16 protein-coding genes are annotated in these 21,775 nt (G+C 62.5%); 7 read left to right on the top strand and 9 right to left on the bottom strand.

Features of this window, described 5'->3' with window-relative positions:
* Positions 1-307 precede the first annotated feature (307 nt).
* The gene (locus WNZ15_RS07070) at positions 308-2,440 is read right to left on the bottom strand and encodes a hypothetical protein (protein ID WP_342892257.1); all 2,133 of its coding nucleotides are present in this window, start codon (positions 2,438-2,440) and stop codon (positions 308-310) included.
* 424 nt (positions 2,441-2,864) lie between these two features.
* Here WNZ15_RS07070 and WNZ15_RS07065 point away from each other — a divergent pair, with 424 nt between their 5' ends.
* The 3 genes from WNZ15_RS07065 to WNZ15_RS07055 all read left to right on the top strand — a co-directional run bounded on the left by WNZ15_RS07065 (position 2,865) and on the right by WNZ15_RS07055 (position 7,025).
* Positions 2,865-4,448, top strand: a complete 1,584-nt coding sequence (locus WNZ15_RS07065; protein WP_342892256.1) for a SulP family inorganic anion transporter — start codon at positions 2,865-2,867, stop codon at positions 4,446-4,448.
* A gap of 170 nt (positions 4,449-4,618) precedes the next feature.
* A complete protein-coding gene (locus tag WNZ15_RS07060) occupies positions 4,619-6,433 on the top strand; it encodes an adenylate/guanylate cyclase domain-containing protein (RefSeq protein ID WP_342892255.1) in 1,815 nt (604 codons plus the stop codon).
* A gap of 214 nt (positions 6,434-6,647) precedes the next feature.
* Complete coding sequence (locus WNZ15_RS07055; protein WP_342892254.1) at positions 6,648-7,025, top strand: hypothetical protein; 378 nt, start codon at positions 6,648-6,650, stop codon at positions 7,023-7,025.
* Between the two features lie 106 nt (positions 7,026-7,131).
* Here the strand turns inward: WNZ15_RS07055 and WNZ15_RS07050 are convergent, their stop codons facing one another.
* The 3 genes from WNZ15_RS07050 to WNZ15_RS07040 all read right to left on the bottom strand — a co-directional run bounded on the left by WNZ15_RS07050 (position 7,132) and on the right by WNZ15_RS07040 (position 11,192).
* Entirely contained in the window at positions 7,132-8,517 is a 1,386-nt protein-coding gene (locus tag WNZ15_RS07050) for a homospermidine synthase (protein WP_342892612.1), read from the bottom strand.
* A 982-nt stretch (positions 8,518-9,499) separates the two neighbouring features.
* Positions 9,500-10,051 carry an N-acetyltransferase gene (locus WNZ15_RS07045; protein WP_342892253.1) on the bottom strand — a complete coding sequence of 184 codons (552 nt, stop codon included), beginning with the start codon at positions 10,049-10,051 and terminating at the stop codon, positions 9,500-9,502.
* 10 nt (positions 10,052-10,061) lie between these two features.
* Positions 10,062-11,192 (bottom strand): type III PLP-dependent enzyme, encoded by a 1,131-nt coding sequence (locus tag WNZ15_RS07040; protein ID WP_342892252.1) that lies wholly within the window; start codon positions 11,190-11,192, stop codon positions 10,062-10,064.
* 687 nt (positions 11,193-11,879) lie between these two features.
* Between WNZ15_RS07040 and WNZ15_RS07035 the strand changes: the two genes are divergently transcribed.
* The 3 genes from WNZ15_RS07035 to WNZ15_RS07025 all read left to right on the top strand — a co-directional run bounded on the left by WNZ15_RS07035 (position 11,880) and on the right by WNZ15_RS07025 (position 13,331).
* Positions 11,880-12,251 carry a VOC family protein gene (locus tag WNZ15_RS07035; RefSeq protein ID WP_342892611.1) on the top strand — a complete coding sequence of 124 codons (372 nt, stop codon included), beginning with the start codon at positions 11,880-11,882 and terminating at the stop codon, positions 12,249-12,251.
* Positions 12,252-12,396: 145 nt separating this feature from the next.
* Complete coding sequence (locus tag WNZ15_RS07030; protein WP_342892251.1) at positions 12,397-12,951, top strand: thioredoxin family protein; 555 nt, start codon at positions 12,397-12,399, stop codon at positions 12,949-12,951.
* Positions 12,951-13,331, top strand: coding sequence for a VOC family protein (locus WNZ15_RS07025; RefSeq protein WP_342892250.1), 381 nt, complete (start codon positions 12,951-12,953; stop codon positions 13,329-13,331). The genes WNZ15_RS07030 and WNZ15_RS07025 overlap by 1 nt, the downstream gene beginning before the upstream one ends.
* 396 nt (positions 13,332-13,727) lie before the next feature.
* Here the strand turns inward: WNZ15_RS07025 and WNZ15_RS07020 are convergent, their stop codons facing one another.
* A complete protein-coding gene (locus tag WNZ15_RS07020; RefSeq protein ID WP_342892249.1) occupies positions 13,728-15,380 on the bottom strand; it encodes a pyridoxamine 5'-phosphate oxidase family protein in 1,653 nt (550 codons plus the stop codon).
* Between the two features lie 81 nt (positions 15,381-15,461).
* Positions 15,462-16,082, bottom strand: coding sequence for a glutathione S-transferase (locus WNZ15_RS07015; protein WP_342892248.1), 621 nt, complete (start codon positions 16,080-16,082; stop codon positions 15,462-15,464).
* 170 nt (positions 16,083-16,252) lie between these two features.
* On the opposite strand from WNZ15_RS07015, the gene WNZ15_RS07010 reads away from it, so the two are divergent.
* Entirely contained in the window at positions 16,253-17,149 is an 897-nt protein-coding gene (locus WNZ15_RS07010; RefSeq protein ID WP_342892247.1) for a LysR substrate-binding domain-containing protein, read from the top strand.
* Here the strand turns inward: WNZ15_RS07010 and WNZ15_RS07005 are convergent.
* The 3 genes from WNZ15_RS07005 to WNZ15_RS06995 form a co-directional block, all read right to left on the bottom strand.
* Positions 17,127-18,731 (bottom strand): ATP-binding protein, encoded by a 1,605-nt coding sequence (locus WNZ15_RS07005; RefSeq protein WP_342892246.1) that lies wholly within the window; start codon positions 18,729-18,731, stop codon positions 17,127-17,129. The two genes, WNZ15_RS07010 and WNZ15_RS07005, sit on opposite strands and share 23 nt — an antisense overlap.
* A gap of 8 nt (positions 18,732-18,739) precedes the next feature.
* Entirely contained in the window at positions 18,740-19,453 is a 714-nt protein-coding gene (locus WNZ15_RS07000) for a response regulator transcription factor (protein ID WP_342892245.1), read from the bottom strand.
* A 66-nt stretch (positions 19,454-19,519) separates the two neighbouring features.
* Positions 19,520-21,769 (bottom strand): VIT and VWA domain-containing protein, encoded by a 2,250-nt coding sequence (locus WNZ15_RS06995; RefSeq protein WP_342892244.1) that lies wholly within the window; start codon positions 21,767-21,769, stop codon positions 19,520-19,522.
* Between the last annotated feature and the right edge of the window lie 6 nt (positions 21,770-21,775).

The following is a 21,775-nucleotide window of genomic DNA, read 5'->3' as shown; positions in this document are numbered from 1 at the left end:
TCTAATCCCCTGCCGCAGCTCCGTCGAGCCTTTTCCGTGCGGCGCCGTCGCACAAGCCGGAATTCAACAGAAGCTTCGGTTGCACCTCCCGCGCGGCGACGCCCGGATGACCGCCGCAAGGACCGCATGTCCTTCCACGGCCTTCGATGGCTTGTGTCTGTCTGCCGGACGAGGCCGCATCCCACGCAACACCAATCCGGCCAGCCTGCATGGCCGGCCCCTGGTGTTCAATTGCCCGTGGCCGATAAAACCGGTGCGGAGCAGAGGTCTTGTCTCGCCCCCTGCGATGGAGCGCGGCGCTTCGCCCTCAGAGAAGATCCTTTCGCCGCGCATCAAGGCTGACCACGAATTCAAGAGGGTAATCTTTCACCAAAGTGAGGAATTCCCGGATCTGGTGAAAAGCCCCCATGTTTTCTTGCACAGTGTCCGCAAGGTCCCTAAGCACGTCTCTACTATGAAAAAGTTCCAAAAACGCCGGATCATGTTCTCTTGCGTTATACAGCTGCGCGAAAAAGTCGTGATCCGAGGAAATCGCCACGACCGGTTCAAGGTTTGTCAGTACATCGTCCAGAGCCCTCAGGGCGGTTTCGGCCTTCTTGCTCAAGAGATCGATCATTGTGTCCAGGTTGAAACCCACGTCGTCCGGAAGGTGCTCCCAGTAGCCCTGGAGGAAAACCTGGCCAAAATGGTCTCCGGATTCGAGCAGCTCATGAACGTTCCTGCTGAAAAAGCGTTCCAGGCCGTTGAGTGCATTGATCAGCAAAACCGGTCCGGACGTCGGTTCATCCGGACCCCGAGCTCTCTGCCTTCCCGTCTCGGATGCCAGCCCTTCCAGCCCGGTCCCCTCGAACAAAGCCGTCTGCAGATCCTTCGGAGCGTCTTCAAGGCTCCGCAAGTGCCCCTTGACCGGCCCGAGCGATATCAGGCGGTCCCGTAAATTGAACAGATCGGCCCTGAAAAGCATCGAACGGGGATCAGGAAACGCCGAGATATCAAGATCCAGATCGAAGAAGTTTCCGTCTCCGGAGTCGATAAACATCGAGAAAAGCTGCGCCATTTCCCGGTTGTCCGCATCCAGCATTTTCGCCGAAGCAATGCGAGAACCGCCAAACGCCGCCAACAGGGAACTGGCTTGATCCGCAACCTCAAACACGATCTGATCTTCGGACACCTGATTCAAAACAAACTGCGCGCGATCCAGCAGTGCAAGCGCCTGCCTTTCCAAGTCGACTCTGCTGTCAGGGCCATCGCCGTTGGCGAAGACTTGACCTGCGGCATGGAAAAGCACCTCTGCAAGTGCGTGGCTCCGTCCCCGGAGACCGCAACCCGGTGCGAACTGGTTCAATTCGTTGAAGAAGCCATTGAGAGCCTCCACGACCTCAGAGGAATCAATCGCATCTTGCCCACTGATGAGATTGACCAGAGCCGCGCCGCACCCATTTGCATTCAGAGTGTCCTTGATGAGGGCGATAGATTTGAGGGATTCCTGACGCAGCCTGTCATGTTGGGCCGAGTAGCCATCCTTGAGAGCGTTGCTGAATAAAATAGATTTCACATCAAGAGGCAGAGGAGAATTTTGCAGTTCATCGAAAAAACCAAGAAGCCCCAGCGTCTGTTCCACAATCACATTGCATATTTCTCCGTGCATGCCCTGCTCGAAGAACCCAGGTTGCAAAAGCAACTCAGGTTGGCGGCCGACCATTTCGACAATGGTATTGTAAACTGCTCCATTCAGATCATTTTGGATGCTCTGTCCCAAACTGGCAAAACAACCGTCAGTACTGTAGAAAAGAAAGCCATCACCTTCTCGAAGCATAAATTCGAAAAAGTCCTGCAAGGTTCCCTCTCCAACCCGCGAACCGCCAATTGCACGCCTGATCAGTTCCGGACCGGTCCCGAACGAGTTTTCGTCATCGCGGTCGGCAAAATCATATCCCTGCACCATGCGGGCGGCGAAGGTTTCGATAATCGCGTTCCGCGTCTTGTTGTTTGGATTCCCGGTTAGAAACTCTACAAGGCCCGTGCCGGCATCACCGAAGTTGACATCGTAAAGGGCGCGACCTTGCGGGTCCGGTCCCAGGGAAAACAGTTTGCCGAGCGTTGCGAAGAACCGTATGTCGCGCACCTTGAAATTGCCGTCATCTGCAAGGCGGCTTTCGGCAAAGTCTCCATAAGCCTCGCCGAATTCATATCTCAACACATCGATAAACCGGAACCTCGCATCGGAATTCTGCTGAAAACGCTCATCCGCCGATTTGAGAACATTCAACGGGGTTTTTCTGATGTCGACTACGAAGTCATTTCCTTCCAAGGTCAGCTTCAGGACAGCAGAACCGCTGTTCCTCAACATCGAAGTGAAGTCATGGAGAGAACTGGTCGGATCGATGTCCTCAAGAACGACCTTGCTCAGTATCTTCAGCGGATTGATTCCATTCGGCATAGCGATCTCCTTGTTGCGGTATCGAGACGGCGGCCGAAGATGCTTTCGCGCCTAGCGGTCAGAGTGGATTTGCCTCGACACGGTACCGGGAACTTCGTTCGCTTTTAGAAGCCGTTCTCATGCCGGGTGGTGCTAAATGTGTCAGGCAAGGACGAATAGTTGTATTTCCGGAGGACACCTACCGTATGCGGCAAAGCCCGATGGAGAGGGCTTTCAAATACAAACGGACGCGTCTGCCTCTTCCTCCCGCCACAGGACTGCTGGCTGAAGACTTGCGCGAGCCACTGCAATCCGCCGGGCCTCCGCGCGTCACATCCGTTGCTGCAACGCAAAAAATCCTCTAGAAGCCAGCCAATCCCGGTCGCGGGCCGGTGAACCTTCCAGCTTCGACCTACCAACCCAAAAATGAAATCTGGAGCTTTTCTTGACAGAACGAGCCGGGGTCACCGCGCCCTCCCAAGCGATCAAACTCGACGCATCACGCATCAAGATAGAAATTCTCGCCGGTTTGACCGTGGCTCTGGCCTTGGTGCCCGAAGCCGTCGCTTTCGCCTTCGTTGCCGGTGTGAACCCCCTGGTCGGTCTCTATGCCGCTTTCTTTGTCGGACTGATCACTGCGTGTATCGGCGGTCGTCCCGGCATGATTTCCGGCGCCACCGGGGCGTTGGCCGTCGTGATGGTGTCTCTGGTGGCCCAGCACGGCGTCGAGTACCTGTTTGCGACCGTTGTCCTGATGGGCATCCTGCAGATCGGCGTCGGAGTGCTCCGGTGGGGCAAGTTCATCCGCATGGTGCCCCATCCCGTGATGCTCGGATTCGTCAACGGACTGGCCATCGTGATCTTTCTCGCCCAGCTCGGCCAGTTCAAGGTGCCTGACGGTGCCGGCGGGCTGACCTGGATGACCGGCTCCCAGCTCTATCTGATGCTCGGCCTGGTCGCGCTGACCATGGCTGTGGTCTGGTTCCTGCCAAGGCTCACCACCAGCTTCCCCGCCCCTCTGGCCGGGATCCTGGTGGTCTCCGCGCTTGTGCTCGGCTTCAATCTGGACACACGTTCGGTCGGCGATCTGGCGTCCATCGCCGGCGGCCTTCCGGAGTTCCACATTCCGATGGTCCCCCTGACATTCGAGACCTTGCAGATCATCCTGCCTTACGCGGTGATCCTGGCCGCCATCGGCCTGATCGAGTCGCTGCTGACCCTCAATCTCGTCGCCGACCTCACCAACACCAAGGGCGGCGCTTCCAGGGAATGCCTGGCCCAGGGCACCTCCAATATCGTCACCGGGTTCTTCGGCGGCATGGGCGGCTGCGCCATGATCGGCCAGTCGATGATCAACGTGAAGTCGGGCGCCCGCACGCGTATTGCCGGCATCGCGGCGGCCCTGTTTCTGCTGTCCTTCATCGTCGTCGCCTCACCGCTGATCGAACGGATCCCGGTGGCCGCGCTCATTGGCGTGATGTTCATGGTGGTCATCGGAACCTTCGCCTGGACGAGCTTGAAGATCATGCACAGGATCCCGGTCATCGATGCACTGGTGATGGTCGTGGTCACCTGTGTCACCGTCTATGCCGACCTGGCCGTCGCCGTCGTTGTCGGCGTGATCATCTCCGCGCTCGCCTATGCCTGGAACGCGGCCAGCCGCATTTCAGCCCGGATCGGCACCAGCAAGGAAGGCTGGAAGGTCTACCGTCTCAGCGGTCCGCTGTTCTTCGGCTCCGCGACGGGTTTCGCCGACCTGTTCGATCCGCAATCCGACCCGGAAGACGTCGTCGTCGATTTCATCGACAGCCGCGTGGTCGACCATTCCGGCCTGGAAGCGATCGACGCGCTGGCCTCCAAATACGAAGCATCCGGCAAGCGCCTTCACCTGCGCCACCTGTCCCCGGATTGCCAGAAGCTGCTTGCGAAAGCCGGAAACCTGGTGGAAGTCTCCGTGCTCGAGGACCCGGACTACGAAATCGCGGTCGATTACGGCGACACGTTCGAGCAGCCGGCAAAGCCTGCCTGATCCCGCTTGCCCCCGCCTGAGGAGAACCCGCGATCGACAGATCGCGGGTCCTTTTTTACGGAAACCGCATGCGCATTGTCCGCGGGAATGCCCCGGCCTATTGTTCCTGCCTTGATCGGACAGGATAAAACCGGACGCCCGGTTTTCAATCACACGCGCGGGACACCGTATTGGCAGGACGCAGAAAACTCTTCATCACACCGACCCTGGCAACCGTCATCGGCTCCTTCGTGCTGCTCACGGCTGCGGCGATCCTGATCATCCAGACCCTGACCTCGGCCAGGGTGGTGCGCGAACTCGGTGGTGAGCTGGTCGATATCGGCCTGGATTCGGCCGAAACCGCCTTTGTCGAGCAACTGCACGCGGTCAGGGAGACCGCGCAGTACACGCGGCTGTCCTGGGAACGCAAGGAACTCCGGTTCGACGAGCCCGATCTTCTCACCACCTATCTCTTCGGCGCCCTGGCACCGATGGAACAGGTGTCGTTCCTTGTTCTGGTCGATGAGAACGGCAACGGTGTCGATGTCGACCGCGGCGATGGCGACGGCGAGGTGCTCGGCGGCGACTTGACCCTTCCGGCCGACATTCCGATCCTGGAACCGCTCACCCAAAAGGCCGCCCAGCAGGGCAAACCGTTCTGGAGCAGCCCGCTCTACATGCCCGGACGCGAACACACCTACTATGTGTTTGTCCACCCGCTCCTTGAGGGAGACACCTATCGTGGCAGCATGCTGATCGGGATGTCGCTCGACCGGGTGTCTGAGATCACCTGGCACGTCTCGACCGACGACATGACGGTGTTCCTGATGCAGGAGGGCTCCCACAGGATCATCGGCCACCCGGACCTGCACAAGACGTTCGACGACCTCAGCGAAACGGCCCCGCTGCCTCACGTCGCCCAGATCGAAGACGGTTTCCTCGGGCGCTTCGAGGACATGCCCCGGCTGGACAACACCTCCTTCGACATATCGGAAGATCTGGATCTTCATGCCGGCCTTGATGATGACGGCGTCAAACGTTTTGTCATTCTGGAACGCAAGAACGAAAATCTTCTGGGCATGCCGGTCCGCATCGGCGTGCACTTTCCTGCGAAGTTTCTGGACCAGCCGCTCAAACAATTGCTGCTGGCGGCCCTGGTCGGCGGCGGATTGCTGTTGATTTCGCTGCTTGGCGCGGTGGTTCTGGCACAGCGCATCGCGCGCCCGATGCAGCGGGCCTCGGCGGCGGCCCGCGAAGTCGCCAGCCTCAATCTCACCGCCGTCGAACCGCTGCCCGGCAGCGTGATCCGGGAACTGGACGACCTCTCACGAGGCTTCAACGCGATGGTCGGCGGCCTGACGGCGTTCAACCGCTATGTGCCGACAACCCTGGTCGAGAAGCTCCTGAGCGAGGGCCGCGCGGACGCCCCGCCCGAAGAGCGCGAGGTCGCGGTCCTGTTCACTGACATCGCCGGTTTCACCGCCGCTTCCGAAGGCATGTCGGCAACCCAGACCGCCGCCTTCGTCAACCATCACCTATCCCTGCTTGGCGCCGAAATCACCCGCGAGGGCGGCACCATCGACAAGTACATCGGCGACAGCGTCATGGCCTTCTGGGGCGCGCCGGAGCATCTTGACAATCCGGCCGCGCCCGCCGCCCGCGCCGCCCTTGGCATGGCGGCAGCCATCCACGCGGACAACGAGGCCCGCATCGCCTCCGGCGAGGCCCCGGTCCGAATCCGCATCGGCTTGCACATGGGCCCGCTCGTCGTCGGCGACATCGGCGCTCCGGAACGGGTCAACTACACGGTCATCGGCGACACGGTGAACGCGGCCTCCCGTCTGGAGAGCCTCGGCAAGGACATCGACGGCACCGCGGAAATCATCATCCTCGCCTCGACCGAAATCACCGGCAGGCTCGGTCCGGATTTCAAGCTGCAGCCGATCGGACCTCAGCGGGTCAAGGGCAAGGCGGAGCCGCTGGAAGTGGTCCGGTTGATGCCCTGACCCGGCACGACCGGAGACCAGTGCCGGTGCCGGTGCCGGTGCCGGTGCCGTGATATCCAACTCGACGAACAGCCGGCAAATAAACTTTTCGATGCCACTGGACTATGGAACAATCCATTCCCATCTGTGATTGCGCCGCTGGCAAATATCGTTGAAACGCAAGGCCGTTCAGAAAGATCCCGGCCATACCCCAGCGCGCTTCGGGATGAGAGATATGCAGCAATTCGAATTCGCGCGGACCGCGATGACCCCTTCCACGGTGATCGACTCCACGCTCCTGCTCCTGACGACCGCCCTGTTTTTCCTGGTCGTGCTGACCTACTTCCTTGCCTCGGCCTATTTCCAGTCACACAGACGGCGCGGCAGGTTCTCCGGCGACGGCTTTGCCTTTCTCCTGTCCGGCGGTCTTCTGGTCGCCTTCACGGCAAGCTATCTCGAGATCTTCCTGATCGCGCTTCGACTGCCTCTGTCCGCTTCCCTCGACCTGGCTATCGGCGTGACCGCCGTGGCCGCCGCCATCACCGGCGCCCGCGCGCTGGCAAAGATGCTGAAACACCGCGGCACACCCAAGGCGACGCTCACACCTGGCTGAGGGCGCCGCCCGGGGGCTTTTGGCGCATGACAGGCCCGGTTTTCGAACCGGGCCTATCCTGTCGTGCCGAAGGCCATCCAGGCCCAATCAGGTCCGCTCAGTCCACTCACCGCACCAGAATGTTCCGGAACTGCCAGGGATCCTTCGTGTCGATGTCTTCCCTGTAGAAGCCCGGACGGCCCTCGAGCGGGGTCCAGTCGGTGTAGATGCCCTTGACCGGCCCCAGATACGGCGTCTGGATTTCCAGGCAGCGGCGGTAGTCCATCTCGTCGGTCTCCACGATGCCGGCGTCCGGGTTTTCCAGCGCCCAGACCATGCCAGCGATCACGGCGGAGGTGACCTGCAGGCCGGTGGCGTTCTGGTAAGGCGCGAGCTTCCGGGCATCCTCCACTGACAACTGGGAGCCGTACCAATAGGCGTTTTTCCTGTGGCCGTAGAGCAGCACGCCGAGTTCGTCGGTGCCGCCCTGAAGTTCGTCTTCCTCCAGAACATGCAGCTTGTCCTGCACCTTGCCGGCGGAGCCGAACAGTTCGTGCAGGGAGAGCACCGCCACGTTCGCGGGGTGATAGGCATAGTGGCAGGTCGGCCGGTAGCCGGCCTTCTTGCCATCGTGCACCGTGAAATAGTCGGCGATGGAAATCGCCTCGTTGTGGGTCACCAGAAAGCCGTATTGTGCGCCCGGTGTCGGACACCAGGTTCTGACGCGGGTGTTGGCGCCGGGCTGTTCCAGATAGATCGCCGCCTTGCAGCCCTTCTTGTGTTTTTTGGCGTTGGCCGGTTTCCAGGTCTCATGCGTTCCCCAGCCCAGTTCGGCCGGCTGGAAGCCTTCGGACAGAAACCCTTCCACGGACCAGGTGTTCCAGAATTCACCCGCCGGTTTGGGCGCCCTGGCAAGCTGGGTGTCGCGCTCGGCAATGTGGATGCCCTTGACGCCGGCCTTCTTCATCAGCTTGGCCCAGTCCTTGCGGGACGCCGGCTCCTTGAACTTGAGCCCGGTGTCGGTGGCAATGTCGACCAACGCCTGCTTGACGAACCAGGACACCATGCCCGGATTGGCGCCGCAGCAGGACACAGCCGTCGTGCCGCCCGGCTTTTTCTTCTTTTCCTTGCGCACGGTTTCCCTGAGCGCGTAGTTGGTGCGGTCGGCAGCCGGTGCCTTGTCGTCGAAATAAAAGCCCGGCCATGGCTCGACCACCGTGTCGATGTAAAGAACACCGAGCTTGCGGCACAGCTTCATCAGGTCGAGTGAGGACGTGTCGACGGACAGGTTGACGACAAAGCCCTGCCCTTCGCCCTCGGTGAGAAGCGGCGTCAGAATATCCTTGTAGTTCTCGGGCGTCAGCGCGACCTTCTCGAACCGGTAGCCCCGGTCCGTCACCAGACTGGCATTGGTCTCGACCGGATCGATGACGGTGAAGCGGGACTTGTCGAAATTGAAATGCCGCTCGATCAGCGGCAGCGTGCCCTTGCCGATGGAGCCAAGGCCGATCATCACCACGGGGCCGCTGATCGTGCCATGGACCTGTGGCTGCCTGGCTGCGGCAGGGCCGGCCGCCCTGGCTGCAGCCTTCGAAGCGGCAGGTTTCGTTGCGCTCGCGGCGCCGGCAACGGTCTTTGGTGCGGGGGCTGGTTTGGGTGCGGCTGTCTGAGGCTTCGTTCCGGCGGCAGCCTGTTTCGCCGGAGCCTTTGCGACAGCTTTCGCTGCGGAGCGTTTTTTGGCTGCGGGTTTGCCGACAGCCACAGCAGCCGGTTTTGCCGCGGCAGGTTTGCGCGCCGCCGATTTGGTCGTTCCCGATTTTGCCGCGGCTGATTTGTTCACGGCGGGCTTGTTCGCGGCAGGCTTGTTCGCGGCAGGCTTTGTCCCTGTTGGCTTTGTCCCGGCAGCTTTTGCTGCAACCGGCTGAGCAGCCGGGGCATTTGCAGCAGCCGGTTTCGCGGCGGTTTTTCTGCCGGCTGGTTTTCCAGCGGGCTTTGCGGCCGCGGGCTCCTGCGCGCTATTCGCCGCCACGACGGGTCTTGTGGACGCCGGGCTGGAGGAGACCCGTTTTGTGGACGCGGGCTTGGCTGCCGTCTTGCCTGCGGGTTCAGGGGCTGGTTTGCGGGCAGGTTTCGGGGTCGTCTTGTTCGCCGGTTGTTTCGGCGCGCCGCCGTTGGTGTCGTCGGTCATGTTGTTCTCTCCAATCAATTCCTGTTCCACCGCCTGACAGCTTAATTACGGGTCCGGTCCGGTGGAAAAATTTACGCGCACAAAAGTGCACTTATTGCGCCTGAGGACAGGTTTGACTGCTTTTCACCGGAATATCAAGCTTGACGTTATTTTCCCGGGAAGCCTTCGGCTGACGCCGACGAGCACTTCCTTCGCGTTGCAACACTTCAACTGCCGGATTCAGCAGATATCCGCCGCCCCGGCCTTGAGCCGGGGCCTCGCGACAGGTCCCTGCTCAAGGCCGGGACAGCACGGTGCTGGAAAGGTCTCAGGCTGATTTCGGTATGGAAAAGCCGTTCGAAAGCGGCGCGGGAGCGACGGCCGGGTCGAGACTGCCTGCAGCTGCCACCACGCCGTTCAGCTCCGCCAGGTGGCCGCGTACCATTTCCAGCCCGAGGAACCTGTCCTGATCGACCGGTCCGGGAAGCACGACCTCATCCAGCAGACCTGCGGCGAAACCGAAGCGGGCATAATACGGCAGGTCGCCGACCAGGATCACCGATCCGTGGCCATGCATGGCCGCCTGGTTGAGCGCATGGCGCATCAGCCGGTCGCCGACCCTGTTGCCCCGGCACCCGGGGTCGACGGCCAGGGGCCCGAGCAGCAGGCTTTGAAATCCGCTGCGGTCCGCAACGGACCACAGACGCACCGTCCCGACCAGCTTGCCAGTGGCGTCCAGCGCCACAAATGCGAAGACCGGCAGACGGCCTTCGCGCAGACGTTCCGAGGTCCTGGCAAGGCGCGCCTCGCCGAAGCTGAGGTCGAGCAGAGCCTCGCGGGCGCCGGCATGGGCCGGCACCTCCTCCACGATATCGATCATGGCCGACGCCTCAGATAACGAAGGATGCCAGCGGCGCGAAGCCGTTGAAGCCGACCGTCGAATAGGTGGTGGTATAGGCCCCGCAGGCCTCGATCAGCACCTTGTCGCCGATAGACAGGCTGACCGGCAGTTCGTACGGCGTCTTCTCGTAAAGAACATCGACGCTGTCGCAGGTCGGGCCGGCCAGCACGCAGGGCGTGGTCCGCTCGCCGTCGCGCGGGGTGCGGATCGGGTAGCGGATCGCCTCGTCCATGGTTTCGGCCAGACCGTTGAACATGCCGATGTCGAGATAGACCCAGCGGATTTCATCCTCGGCTGACTTTTTGGAGATCAGCACCACTTCGGCTTCGATCATGCCGGCATTGCCGACCATGCCGCGGCCCGGTTCGATGATCGTCGATGGCAGGCGGTTGCCGAAATGCTTGGTGAGTGCGTGAAAAATGGCTTCGCCATAGCTCGGCACGCCCGGAATGTCCTTGAGGTAACGGGTCGGGAAGCCGCCGCCCATGTTGACCATCTTCAGCTCGATGCCGCGCAGCGCCATTTCCCCGAACACGCCTGCCGCCATCGACAGCGCGAAATCCCAGGCCTGCAGGTTGGCCTGCTGGGAACCGACATGGAATGATACGCCGTAAGCGGTCAGACCGAGACGATGGGCGTGCTCCAGAACGTCGGGTGCCATTTCCGGATCGCAACCGAACTTGCGCGACAGCGGCCATTCCGCGCCGGCACCGTCGCACAGAACCCGGCAGAAAACCTTGGATTCCGGGGCAACGCGGGCGATTTTCTCGACTTCCTCGACACAATCCACCGCGAACAGGCGGACACCGTGCTGATAGGCCCGCGCAATGTCCTTTTCCTTCTTGATGGTGTTGCCGTAGGAAATGCGCGCGGCGTTTGCGCCGGTGGCCAGCACCATTTCGATCTCGCCGACGGAGGCGCAATCGAAGGACGAGCCGAGGCTTTCCAGAAGGGAGAGGATTTCCGGAGCCGGATTGGCTTTCACCGCGTAATAGACGGACGTGTCCGGCAGGGACTTCGCAAAGGCCTCGAAATTGTCGCGGACGATGTCGAGATCGACAACGACACAGGGGTTGTCGTCTTCGCGTCGGCGCAGGAAGTCGCGGATACGGTCGCTCATCGGGATATCCCTTTTCTCAAATCAGGCCGCAGTCGCGCATCTGGTCCGGTGGCGCGCTGCAGGTTCTCGTCGCAGGGGGCCGCGAGACTCACCGGGCCTCCCCCGGGATGGAACCGGAGGCCGGGTTGACTGCGGCGACGGTCGGGCCTTGCGGTTGCCGGACGGCAAACACAAAGCTTTCCCGCGTCGGGAATGCCGTTGATTGGATCGGGAATACCGAACCGCACGTCGGACAAGGATGTAACAAGTGCCTCTTCAGTGACACCGGGGGTTGGAGACCCCGGCCGAGACCAAAAAAGCCCTCTTACGTCGTTGCTTTAAGCCGTCCGGATCATGCTGCCCCGCCCCTTGGCGGATTGTCTGGCAGCGGCCCCTTAAGAGATGCTTGTTGAAACATCCCATGAACGACCACGGGCACGTGCGAATTTGGGCGAGGCGTATATGCCCCCAATTTCACCGGGGTGCAAGAGGAAATTTGAACATGCCGGCCTGGTGGATTGCTCATGCCCCGGCCCGACCAGGATCGTGATCGCGTGTGGGCCTCGAAATGCATTGCCGCATGGCCCGCGCAGATGTAACCATGGTGACAGGCACTGCCCTGATCTTGCGGCTCTTCCTTCAGCCGACCGGCACCGACCGGGACAGCTGAAAACCGCTTCGAAATTGTCAAAAGGACATGGCATGCCAATGAACAATGCCACCGGCCAGAAGCTCGGCCGCATTGCCGCGACGCTCGGCGTCACCGATATCGACCGCTCCTATCAGGTTTTTCATTCGGTCTTCGGATTCGAAAAGGTCTTTGAAAACGGCGATCCGGTCGGTTTCATGATCCTGAAGAAAGACGATGCGGAGCTTCATCTGAGCCTTCAGAAAGGCTACAGGGCGCCCGCCTTCAATCAGGCGCACATGCTTGTCGGCGATGCGGATGCCGCCTTGCGGGCCTGCGAAAGGCACGGCCTGAGAATCATCCGGCACATTCAGGACAAGGACTACGGATTGCGCGCCTTCGTCTTCGCCGATCCGGACGGCAACCGGATCGACGTCGGGCAGATCATCTGACGGGCTGATTGCCTGAAACCGCACCGTGCCTGCCGGGCTTGCATGAACGGGCCCGCGGGGGCAGATTTGAGCCACAAGAGTACACGAATGCCGGGCGGGGGGCTTCGCCCGCCCGGCTTTCGACACGCTACCGGGAGACTTTTCAATGGCCGCGACACCATCAGTTTGCGACTTCGGTTGGCAGGCACAGCCATTTGCCCTGCCCGCCACCGACGGCAAGACCTACACGCTGGACGATCTGAAGGACGACAACGGCCTGCTGGTCATGTTCATCTGCAATCACTGCCCCTACGTCCTTGCCGTACTCGACAAGATCGTGCGCGACGCGAGCGACTTGAAGACGCTCGGCGTCGGCGTCGCTGCGATCTGCTCCAACGACCCGCAAGCCTACCCGGCGGACAATTTCGACAACATGCGCAAGATGGCGTTAGATCACGCTTTCCCTTTCCCCTATCTGCACGACGCCGATCAGAGCGTCGCCAGAGCCTATGATGCGGCCTGCACCCCGGACTTCTTCGGCTTCAACGGCGACCTCGGGCTGCAATATCGCGGCCGTCTCGACGCGACCCGCGTGAACAGGGAAGCGCCGGATCTGCGCAGGGATCTTTATGAGGCGATGAAACAGGTCGCGGAAACCGGCAAGGGTCCGGCCGAACAGATCCCGTCAATGGGCTGTTCCATCAAGTGGAAGGCAGCGTGATGAAGATCGGCAAACTCGACCACGTCAACCTGCGCACGACGCGGCTCGACGACATGATCGCCTGGTACGATACCGTGCTCGGCATGAAGACCGGTTTCCGGCCCGATTTCCCCTTTCCCGGCGCCTGGCTCTATGCCGGCGATGCGGCCGCGGTCCACCTGGTCGGCATTGATGCAAAGGAGGCAACCGGTTCGGAACAAGAACTCAAGCTGGAACATTTCGCATTCACGGCCTCGGGCGCGCAGGACTTCGAAGCCCGGCTCAAGCAGCGCGGCGAAACCTACCGCCGCTCGGTGCAGACCGGCACGGGCACCGTCGCCTTCAACATCTGGGACCCGGACGGCAACCACATCCACGTGGATTTTGAGCCGGAAGCGTGACGCCGCGAACAGAGATCTGGTTTTCTCACCAGATCTCTGTTCGTTCCCATCTCCCCTTTGTTGGCAGGATTCGTGCAGTTGCCCCAGAAATTGCCGCTAATACTGGTGTCACCCCGTGTGAGCGAAGCGAGACCCGGGGCCTACTCATTTCCAGAGAGCAAGCGAATTGCAGAAACTCTACTGGCTAGGAAATAATCATCTCGACAAGTTGTACTGCGAGTAGGCCCCGGATCATCGCCTCACTTGTCCGGGGTGACACCGGAAGACGGCAGCCTACGCAAACCATCAGGACTGGCGTATCTGGCCATATGCGATAACCCTGCCTGTAAAGGTGAAAAGGGACGCAAGCGGGAAACAACGTCTCAGAACCGCATCACTTGAGTGCGCAGCCGTTTCTCAAAAGGTTTCGGACCGGATCCTGCTTTCCGGCACGCCCTCCCCCTCCAGCTCCGATTTCACTTCCGCCAGAAAGGCGGCGGGTCCGCACAGGAAATAGCCGGCGTCCTGCCGGTTCGCGAGCGCCGCCAGAAATCCTCCGGTGATGTGTCCGGCCGCATCGAAGTCCCGGCCCTGAATGTCCGACGCCAGCGGCCGGCTGTAGAGCGTATGCCGCCGGAAATTCGGTTTGCCTGCGATCAGCTTCGCAACCTCGTCCCGGAACGGATGGTGGTCGCCATCGCGGGCACCATGGACGAACCAGACCGGCCGCTGGCCGTCTTCGCGCGCAAGCGCATGCAGCATGCTCAGCATCGGCGTGACGCCGATCCCGGCACTGACCAGCACCAGCGGGCCGCTGGTGCCCGGCAGCACGAAGTCACCGGCCGGCATCCGGCTGTCGATGGTGGCACCAACCGCATGGGTGTCGTGCAAAAGGCGCGAGCCGAGGCCAAGCGGATCCCGCTTGACGGAAATATGGTAGCGGGCATCGTCCGGCGCACCGGAGAGCGAATAGCTGCGCTGGATCCTGCCGGCCCCGTCCGGCAGCGTCAATTCGATCGGCAGATGCTGGCCGGCTTCGAACGGCGGCAGCGCGCCGCCGTCACGCGCCTCGAACACGAAAGACGTGACATCGGAACTCTCGCGGATCTTGTCGACCAGCCTGAGCGAGCGGACCGCGTCCGCGTCCGCCTGCCAGCGCAGACGCAGCACCGACGACAGCTCGACGATCTCGTCGATGTCCAGCGTGACCAACTGGCGCGCGCCCGGAAACCGGGCCATGTCCGCGCTGTCCCAGTCGATCGTGGCCCGGCCTGTGAGTTGCAGAAGACTCCCCGTCGCATAGTCGAGAAACAGAAGACCCGTGCGCGCGTCGAGCAGAATGTTGCCGAGCGTGTTGTAATACCGGTTGCCGGCATAGTCGGGAAACCGGATTTTGGTGCCGCTCAGAACCTCGACAAAACCACGTGCGCCGCCCCGGTGTGACGCGTCCATGCCGAAAGCCGGATCATGGCCGTCGCCGCGATACCCGGTGGCCAGGAAAAACGTGTCGGCCGAGGCGATCCAGTCTTTCTGACCCTCAGTCAGAACCGTGCCTCGCGTCGCTGTCCCGTCCGGAGCCTCCGGGCTCCACCAAAACGCCCGCTCGCGGATATATTGCGGGCAGTTGCCGAAGGACTGGACAACGGCAAACCGGATCCCGCCCTCGCTGCTTTCTGTCACGGTGCCGTTGACCCGGTTCCGGCGCCGCGTTGCCAGCTCGATGCCGAGCAGGCCGATGTCCGCTCCCTCGGTGAGCGCGCCTTCCAGCGCATCGCCCGGCACCGGCCGCGCCGTGATGGTCAGACTTTCAGGATCGGGGGAGGACGCAAAACCTTCCGGGCCTTCCAGAACGCTCGCCCAGGGCCGTCCGCTGGCGTCGCGCGCGGAGACAATCAGGAAGGGCAGCGCCCCGAAGAACTGCCGGTGCTGGTCGGGCATGAAAGGCCGGATGACCCTGCTTGCCCAGGTTTCTATGTCCCGCTCGCCCAGCTTTGCCTGAACGAGCTGTTCGCCCTCGTGAAACGGCGACGCCGTCGCGGCCCCGAATGAATGCGGATCTGTGTCGTTCATGGTCTCGTTCCCTGCGGCTCGGAAGCTGGCTGCTCGGCCGGACGCTTCGCAACGGAGCGTCCGGAGGCATTCAGATGGCAATCAGGCGGCAAGGCCGACCGGTGTCGACGGCATCGCCACGAACCCCGGCAGGTCTTCGACGCGCTTCAGAAAGGCCCGGACCTGAGGATACGGCTCCAGGGAGACATTTCCTTCCGGCGCGTGGGCGGTATAGCTGTAGATCGCAACATCCGCGATCGTGGCACGGTCGCCCACAAGCCAGGTCCGGCCTGTCAGATGGCCTTCCAGCAAGTCGAAGGCATAGGTTGCGGTCGCTTTGGCCCGCTCCGCATCCAGCTCCGCCCCGAACACCGTCACAAGACGCGCGGCGGCCGGTCCGTTGGCGATTTCGTTGGCCGCGAGCGACAGGAACCGCTGCACCCGGGCTTCGCCGACCGCGTCGGCGGGCAGCCAGTCCGGCGCGTATTTGCGGGCCAGATAGACCAGAATGGCGGTCGAGTCGGCGATGACGACGTCGCCATCCTCGATCACCGGCACCTTGCCGGCCGGATTGAGCGCCAGAAACGGGTCGCGCTTGTGCTCGCCCGCCGCCAGATCGACGGGAACCAGCTCATGGCCGATGCCGGTCAGACCGGCGAAGAGCTGAACCCGGTGGCAGTGGCCGGACAGCGGGAAGCTGTGAATACGAATGGCGTTGGACATTGCAGTTTCCTCTTGAATTGAACCTCCAGCAAGGCGACGGACACAGGTCCGACCCGCTCACAGCAATATGCAGACAGCCTACCCCGGATATAATCCTCGATTTCATTCAATGATTATGTACAATTCATGGACAGTATTCTCTTTCCCGGCCGGTTCAGGAAACATCAGAAATGGACAGGATCGAAACAATGCGCGCCTTTGTTGCGGTTGCCCGGGAGCACTCCTTCACGGCGGCCGGGCGGCGGCTCGGGCTGTCGACAAAGCTGGTCAGCAAATATGTCCAGCAACTTGAAGGCACCTTGCGGACGCAGCTTTTCAACCGCACCACGCGCAATGTCTCCCTGACGGATGTCGGTGCCGCCTATCTGGAACGCTGCCGGCCGATCCTGGAACAGATCGACGAACTGGACTCCCTGGTGCGAGAACGCCAGGGCGCCCTTGCCGGTCCTGTCCGCCTGACGGCTCCGACCGGCTTCGGCAGCACACGGCTGACGGAAGCCCTGATCCCGTTCCTGCGCCGGCATCCGGAGGTCGAACTCGACATGAAGCTTACCGACAACCGGGTCGCGCTGGTCGAGGAAGGCATCGATCTGGCCATCCGCATCGGCGCCTTGCGGGACTCGACGCTGATCGCCCGCAAGCTTGCCGACATGCCGCTGGTTCTGTGCGCCTCCCCGGACTATCTGGAGCGCAACGGCCGGCCCGCGACGCCCCAGGCACTGGCCACCCATGCCTGCCTGGTCGACAACAATCAGCGCGAACGAAACGTCTGGCGTTTCAATGACGCGAGCGGCGAACATGTCGTGCGACTCAACGGGGCGGTGCAGACCAATTCACCCGGAGCGCTCGCTCGCATGGCGGCCGGCGGCCTGGGCATCGCCCTGGCGCCGCTCTACGCGATCGAGGACGCGCTCGCCAATGACCACCTGGAAAAAGTGCTGCCGGATTTCACCGCGGCCACCTTCGGCCTTTATGCGCTCTACCCGCCCAACCGGCACCTGACGCGCCGCCTGCGCGCGCTGATCGACCACCTTGCGGGCGAGTTCAGTACACGCTGGACGGTCTGACCGGAAAGACAAGCTCGAACGCGGCCCCTTCTCCCGCGCCGCCAGAGGCAAGCCGGATGGATGCCCCGTGCGCTTTCAGGAGCGCCTCGACAATCGCGAGCCCCATCCCCGTGCCGCCGCTGTCGCGGCGCGTCGTGAAAAACAGGTCGAACACCTGCGCCGCGTTGCCCTCCGAAATGCCCGTCCCATTGTCGCTGACACGCAGAGTGAGGTCCCTGCCCGCCGCATCCGCAACCACGTCGATCCGGTTGGCCCCGTGCCGTAGGGCATTGTCGACCAGATTGTCCAGAACGATCCGGGCGTTTTCCGCCGACATCGGCAGATCCGCGTCCCGGGGACACGAGATCGCCGCGCCCCGGCGCCCCGCACGGATGTCTCCCACCACATCCGCCAGCCGGCAGGTTCCGGCGATGTCGACGCTCTCGGCCCTGGCCAGGGCACGCAGCCGGTTGAGCAGAAGCGAGGCCCGCTCCGTGTCGTCCAGGATGTTCGTCAGGAACCGGGCTCGGTCCGCCTCATCGAGATCGTTGCTCCCATCCCGGAGAAGCTCGGCGGCGCCCAGGATGGCCGTGAGCGGCGTTTTCAGCTCGTGGGTGACGTGATCGGCGAAGCTGCGGATATAGTCGTTGCGATCGAACAGCTTGCGCGACATGTCCAGCATGCTTTCCGAAAGCGCGTGGATTTCCCGGTTGCCGTGAATGGCAAGCGGCTTCAGGGCATCGCGGTCACCACCGCCGATCCTTGCCGACCGGCGCGTCAGCGCCCGGATCGGGCCGGTGATCGCCCGCACGAAGATCAGCCCCACCACGAAGGTCGCCCCGAGCGTGAAGGAAACCACCCAGAAAACGGCCTCCCGCTTCAGGTACAGTTCCCTCAGGATGTTGCTCGGCGTGCGCGAGGCATAGACAACGCCCGCGACCTTGTCGCCGACGATAATCGGCAAGGCGGTAAAGACGCGCACGCTCGTTCCCCGGCTGATCGAATAGATCGGCTGCGGGTTATCGACCTCCCGCTCGCGCAGGGCGCTGGCATAAACGCCCGAAAGCGCCGCGCGGACTTCCGCGACATGGGCAAGGGATTTCCCGACATCCTCCCTCCCCGCGATGACGGTGCCGTTGAAATCCAGTAGCCGGAATCCGGCCAGGGTCAGTTTCTGGGTCTCCTGCAGGACCGGATCGAGTTGCCTGCCGGTCTTCGAATAGTCCGGAAGAACACCGGTTGTTGCCTGCACGGGCTCGGGCCGTCCCGGCAGAATGGCTGTCCTGGTGAGATCCAGCTTCGACAGGACCGGGGTCCAGTCTCCCGTCGAATTCCGTGCCCCTGGATCGCCGGAACCGGCCGCTTCCGCTCCCAGCGGCAGGCCCGGGCCGCCGTTTTCCATCAGACGCTGCGCGGTGACTGCCGCGATCGCCGCCGACTGGGCGATCAGCTCGGCTTCCGTCGTCTCGATGAGCTGGTTTTCGTACACCCGGAAAAAGGCGATACCGGCAAGCGGCACCAGCAGCATGATGGCCAGCACCAGGGCCACCACCAGGAAGAGCGGCGGCCGCCATTTGTCACGGAAGGTGCGGGAAAACAGCATCTTCAGCGCTATCCGGCCCCGGCCGAGCACGTTCCCAGCCTGAAACCGACCCCGTGAATGGTGTCGATGGCATCGCCGCAGCCGGCCGCGCCGAGCTTGGCGCGGATGTTTCGGATGTGGCTGTCGATGGTGCGGTCCGAAACATGCATGTTGTCCCGATAGGCCTGCTCCAGAATCCGCTCCCGGGTGAAGACGATCTTCGGCCGGCCGATCAGTGCGGCCAGAATGTCGAACTCGATCGCCGTCAGGGCCACCCGCGCGCCCGCGACCGAGACGTCGCGCTGCGCCTTGTTCAGGCTGAGCGCCCCCTGCCGCAACGAGCCCTCCTTCTCACTGTCCCTGTCCACGCCCGGTGCGCCGTAGCGCTTCAGGATGGCGCCGACACGGGCGGTCAGTTCTCTTGGGCTGAAGGGTTTGGTGACATAATCGTCCGCGCCGAGTTCCAGGCCGACGATCCGGTCGATTTCATCATCGCGCGCAGACAGGAACAGGATCGGCACCTCGGATGTCCGGCGCAGGTGACGGCACACATCCAGCCCGTCCATCTCGGGCAGACCGATGTCGAGCACGATCAGGGACGGGTTGCACAGGAGGGCCTTGTCGAGCGCTTCCTTGCCGTCACCGGCGGTCTCGAAGCTGTAGGAGGCTTTCTGCAGCGCGAAACAGATCACGTCCCGGATATGCGGATCGTCGTCGACTACCAGGATCGTTCTGTCGTGCAATGCGGTGTTCCTGAAGACTGGCTCCTGCGGTCGGCCGCAGGAGCGTTATCAATAGCCGAGCGGCGGTCAGGTTTCCAGCCACCAGCCGTCCCGGCGGACGGATCGGGGCAGTCTGCGGTCGGTCCCCGCCTCCGGGCGCGGCCCCGCCCCGTTCTTCAGCCTGTCAATGACAACGGTCCGGATTGAGAACAGCCCGCCGAGCCGGCGGCGGAACCGGGCGGCCAGTGCAATCAGGAGCATCATCATGCCGAACAGGCCTTCCGGTTCGGGCGCCGAACTGCCGCTCAGGTTGAGCGTTGGATAGGCGTTTGCCGAGACACCGGACACCTGAGGCAGCGGAACGGTCTTCTGCCGGGCCGATGCAGGGTCGGAGTTCAGCTTTTTTTCCGACACGGCAACGAAAGAGGTGAACCGTGACTGCAACGCATAGTCCAGTCCGAGGTCTGTGATCTCCTGTTCCAGCCGCCTGTCGCTGCTGCCGCCGATCGTATAGGCGCGGTTCTTGTCGAAGATCTGTTCGCGCGCCCACAGCAGCGGCAACGCCTTCGCCGGCGCTGCTGCGGTGCTATCCCTGGCCGCAAGATCGATGTCCAGCGGCAGGCGGGCCGCGCGCCCGTTGACCAGAGCGTCGATGTAGACCGTGTGTTTGCCGCCGGCCGGGTAACGTGCAAGCACCCGCACCGTTCCGCCTTCAAAAAGATCCGGGATCTTCGCCGGTGTCTGCTCCGTCACGACGAGCCCGTTCCAGTCGATGGAAATATCGGTCAGAAGCGGCGTCTTCAGGCTGGCGGCAAGTCCGGCAGCGACCTCATGGGCATCTTCGCCCAGCCCTGCATAGCGAACATAGCCCCGGCCTTCCCGCGCCATGGCCTCCAGCAGAAAGCGGTTGACCGCCCCGCCCACACCAAAGGCGAAGATGCGCGCGTCGCCGATGCGGCGGGCGATGGAGGAAATGACGTTCCGCTCATCGCCGATGTAGCCATCCGTGAGAAAGACCACAATCCGCGTGGTGTCCTTGCGCTGGCGCAGATCGAACGCGGTGTTGATCGCCCGGTTCATTTCAGTGCCGCCTCCCGCACGCAGTCCTGCGACAAACCGGAGCGCATCCGACTTGTTGCGTTCGGTTGCCGGGACGGCGTCGCCGGAAAATGCGGACGTGCTGTCGGAAAAGCGCAAGATGCGGAAATAGTCGTCCGGCCGCAGCCCTTCGATGGCTGCCTCCATGAAGGCCTTGCTGGCCGCGATCGGGGCGCCCGACATGGAGCCGGACGTGTCCAGAACGAACACCAGCTCCCGTTGACCGGCCATGTCCCCGGCAGGCAATTGCGGCGGCTCGATCAGGAGCGAGAGATACCCGCCGCGGTCTTCATCAAGAAAGGACGAAATCCCGGCGGCGACTTCGCGCTCGCCCGCCAGTTGGTAGCGCAGCACGAAATCACGGTTGTCGACGGCCTTTCCTTGCGCGAAACGGACGGTCCTGAACCGGCCCTCGCCGCCAACGTCAAGTTCATGGGTGTCGCTCCACAGGCCTGTGACGGACATGGGAGCCGCCAGCCGGAGATCGAGTGAAACCCGTTTCGGGTCGATGTCACCGGGCGCATCCTGGCCGATGACCGGCGGATAGGCCGGCAGCCTGTCTATGTGCCAGCCCGACACCCTATCGATCTGCTTCACCGGCGCCGGATCGTCCGCAAAGGGCTCTTGCCTTCCTTGTGGAACGCGATCCTCGCCTGCGAAGGACACCGGTTGGTCACGGGTTTCGACGCCCCTCTTTTCGTACCGCGGACCGACCACCATCGGCACGACCAGTTCGTGGGCACCGTCGATCTTGGGAACGTGCTGCACATATTCCAGGGTGATCCTGACCGTCCGGCCGGGCATGAGATGGGCAATATCCTGGGTGAACATGTTGGGCCGGCGCTGGGTCAGCAATGCGGCCGCCTTGCCTTCCGCCTTCGCCTGGTCGAAGGCCTTTCTGGCCTCTTCCTTCTTCCTGATGCGCGCGATCACCACTTCGCCGTCCAGATCCATGCGCATGGCATGAATGGCGGCTTTCCGGTTCAGGGGAAACAGATAGGTTGCGTGCAGTGGCCGGGCCGTCGGATTGACAAAGGTCTGGGTCACTTCCACGTGGGCGGCATCCCCATCGATCCTGACCGTGTAGTCCGCCTTCAGCAGCGGCAGGTGGAGGTCCATGCCGTCCACCTTCGCGACAACGCTGCCTGACAGGTCGTCCGGGTGCGGCGCAGCCGTCGCTGGCAGGACCAGGGCACCCAGCACAACCACCATCAGGGCTGCAGGGACAAGTTTCGGCATTGATAC

Origin of the sequence: Roseibium sp. AS2 (assembly GCF_038900065.1) — a bacterium.
Taxonomy (GTDB): domain Bacteria; phylum Pseudomonadota; class Alphaproteobacteria; order Rhizobiales; family Stappiaceae; genus Roseibium.
The sequence above is the reverse complement of the archived record's forward strand: the minus strand, read 5'-3'. Positions and strand labels throughout refer to the sequence as shown.

Excerpts from the sequence above, each read along its gene's own strand:
- WNZ15_RS07070 (WP_342892257.1), bottom strand. The coding sequence starts at position 2,440 with ATGCCGAATGGAATCAATCCGCTGAAGATACTGAGCAAGGTCGTTCTT.
- WNZ15_RS07055 (WP_342892254.1), top strand. The coding sequence starts at position 6,648 with ATGCAGCAATTCGAATTCGCGCGGACCGCGATGACCCCTTCCACGGTG.
- WNZ15_RS07050 (WP_342892612.1), bottom strand. The coding sequence starts at position 8,517 with ATGATCGGCCTTGGCTCCATCGGCAAGGGCACGCTGCCGCTGATCGAG.
- WNZ15_RS07045 (WP_342892253.1), bottom strand. The coding sequence starts at position 10,051 with ATGATCGATATCGTGGAGGAGGTGCCGGCCCATGCCGGCGCCCGCGAG.
- WNZ15_RS07040 (WP_342892252.1), bottom strand. The coding sequence starts at position 11,192 with ATGAGCGACCGTATCCGCGACTTCCTGCGCCGACGCGAAGACGACAAC.
- WNZ15_RS07035 (WP_342892611.1), top strand. The coding sequence starts at position 11,880 with ATGAACAATGCCACCGGCCAGAAGCTCGGCCGCATTGCCGCGACGCTC.
- WNZ15_RS07030 (WP_342892251.1), top strand. The coding sequence starts at position 12,397 with ATGGCCGCGACACCATCAGTTTGCGACTTCGGTTGGCAGGCACAGCCA.
- WNZ15_RS07025 (WP_342892250.1), top strand. The coding sequence starts at position 12,951 with ATGAAGATCGGCAAACTCGACCACGTCAACCTGCGCACGACGCGGCTC.
- WNZ15_RS07020 (WP_342892249.1), bottom strand. The coding sequence starts at position 15,380 with ATGAACGACACAGATCCGCATTCATTCGGGGCCGCGACGGCGTCGCCG.
- WNZ15_RS07015 (WP_342892248.1), bottom strand. The coding sequence starts at position 16,082 with ATGTCCAACGCCATTCGTATTCACAGCTTCCCGCTGTCCGGCCACTGC.
- WNZ15_RS07010 (WP_342892247.1), top strand. The coding sequence starts at position 16,253 with ATGGACAGGATCGAAACAATGCGCGCCTTTGTTGCGGTTGCCCGGGAG.
- WNZ15_RS07005 (WP_342892246.1), bottom strand. The coding sequence starts at position 18,731 with ATGCTGTTTTCCCGCACCTTCCGTGACAAATGGCGGCCGCCGCTCTTC.
- WNZ15_RS06995 (WP_342892244.1), bottom strand. The coding sequence starts at position 21,769 with ATGCCGAAACTTGTCCCTGCAGCCCTGATGGTGGTTGTGCTGGGTGCC.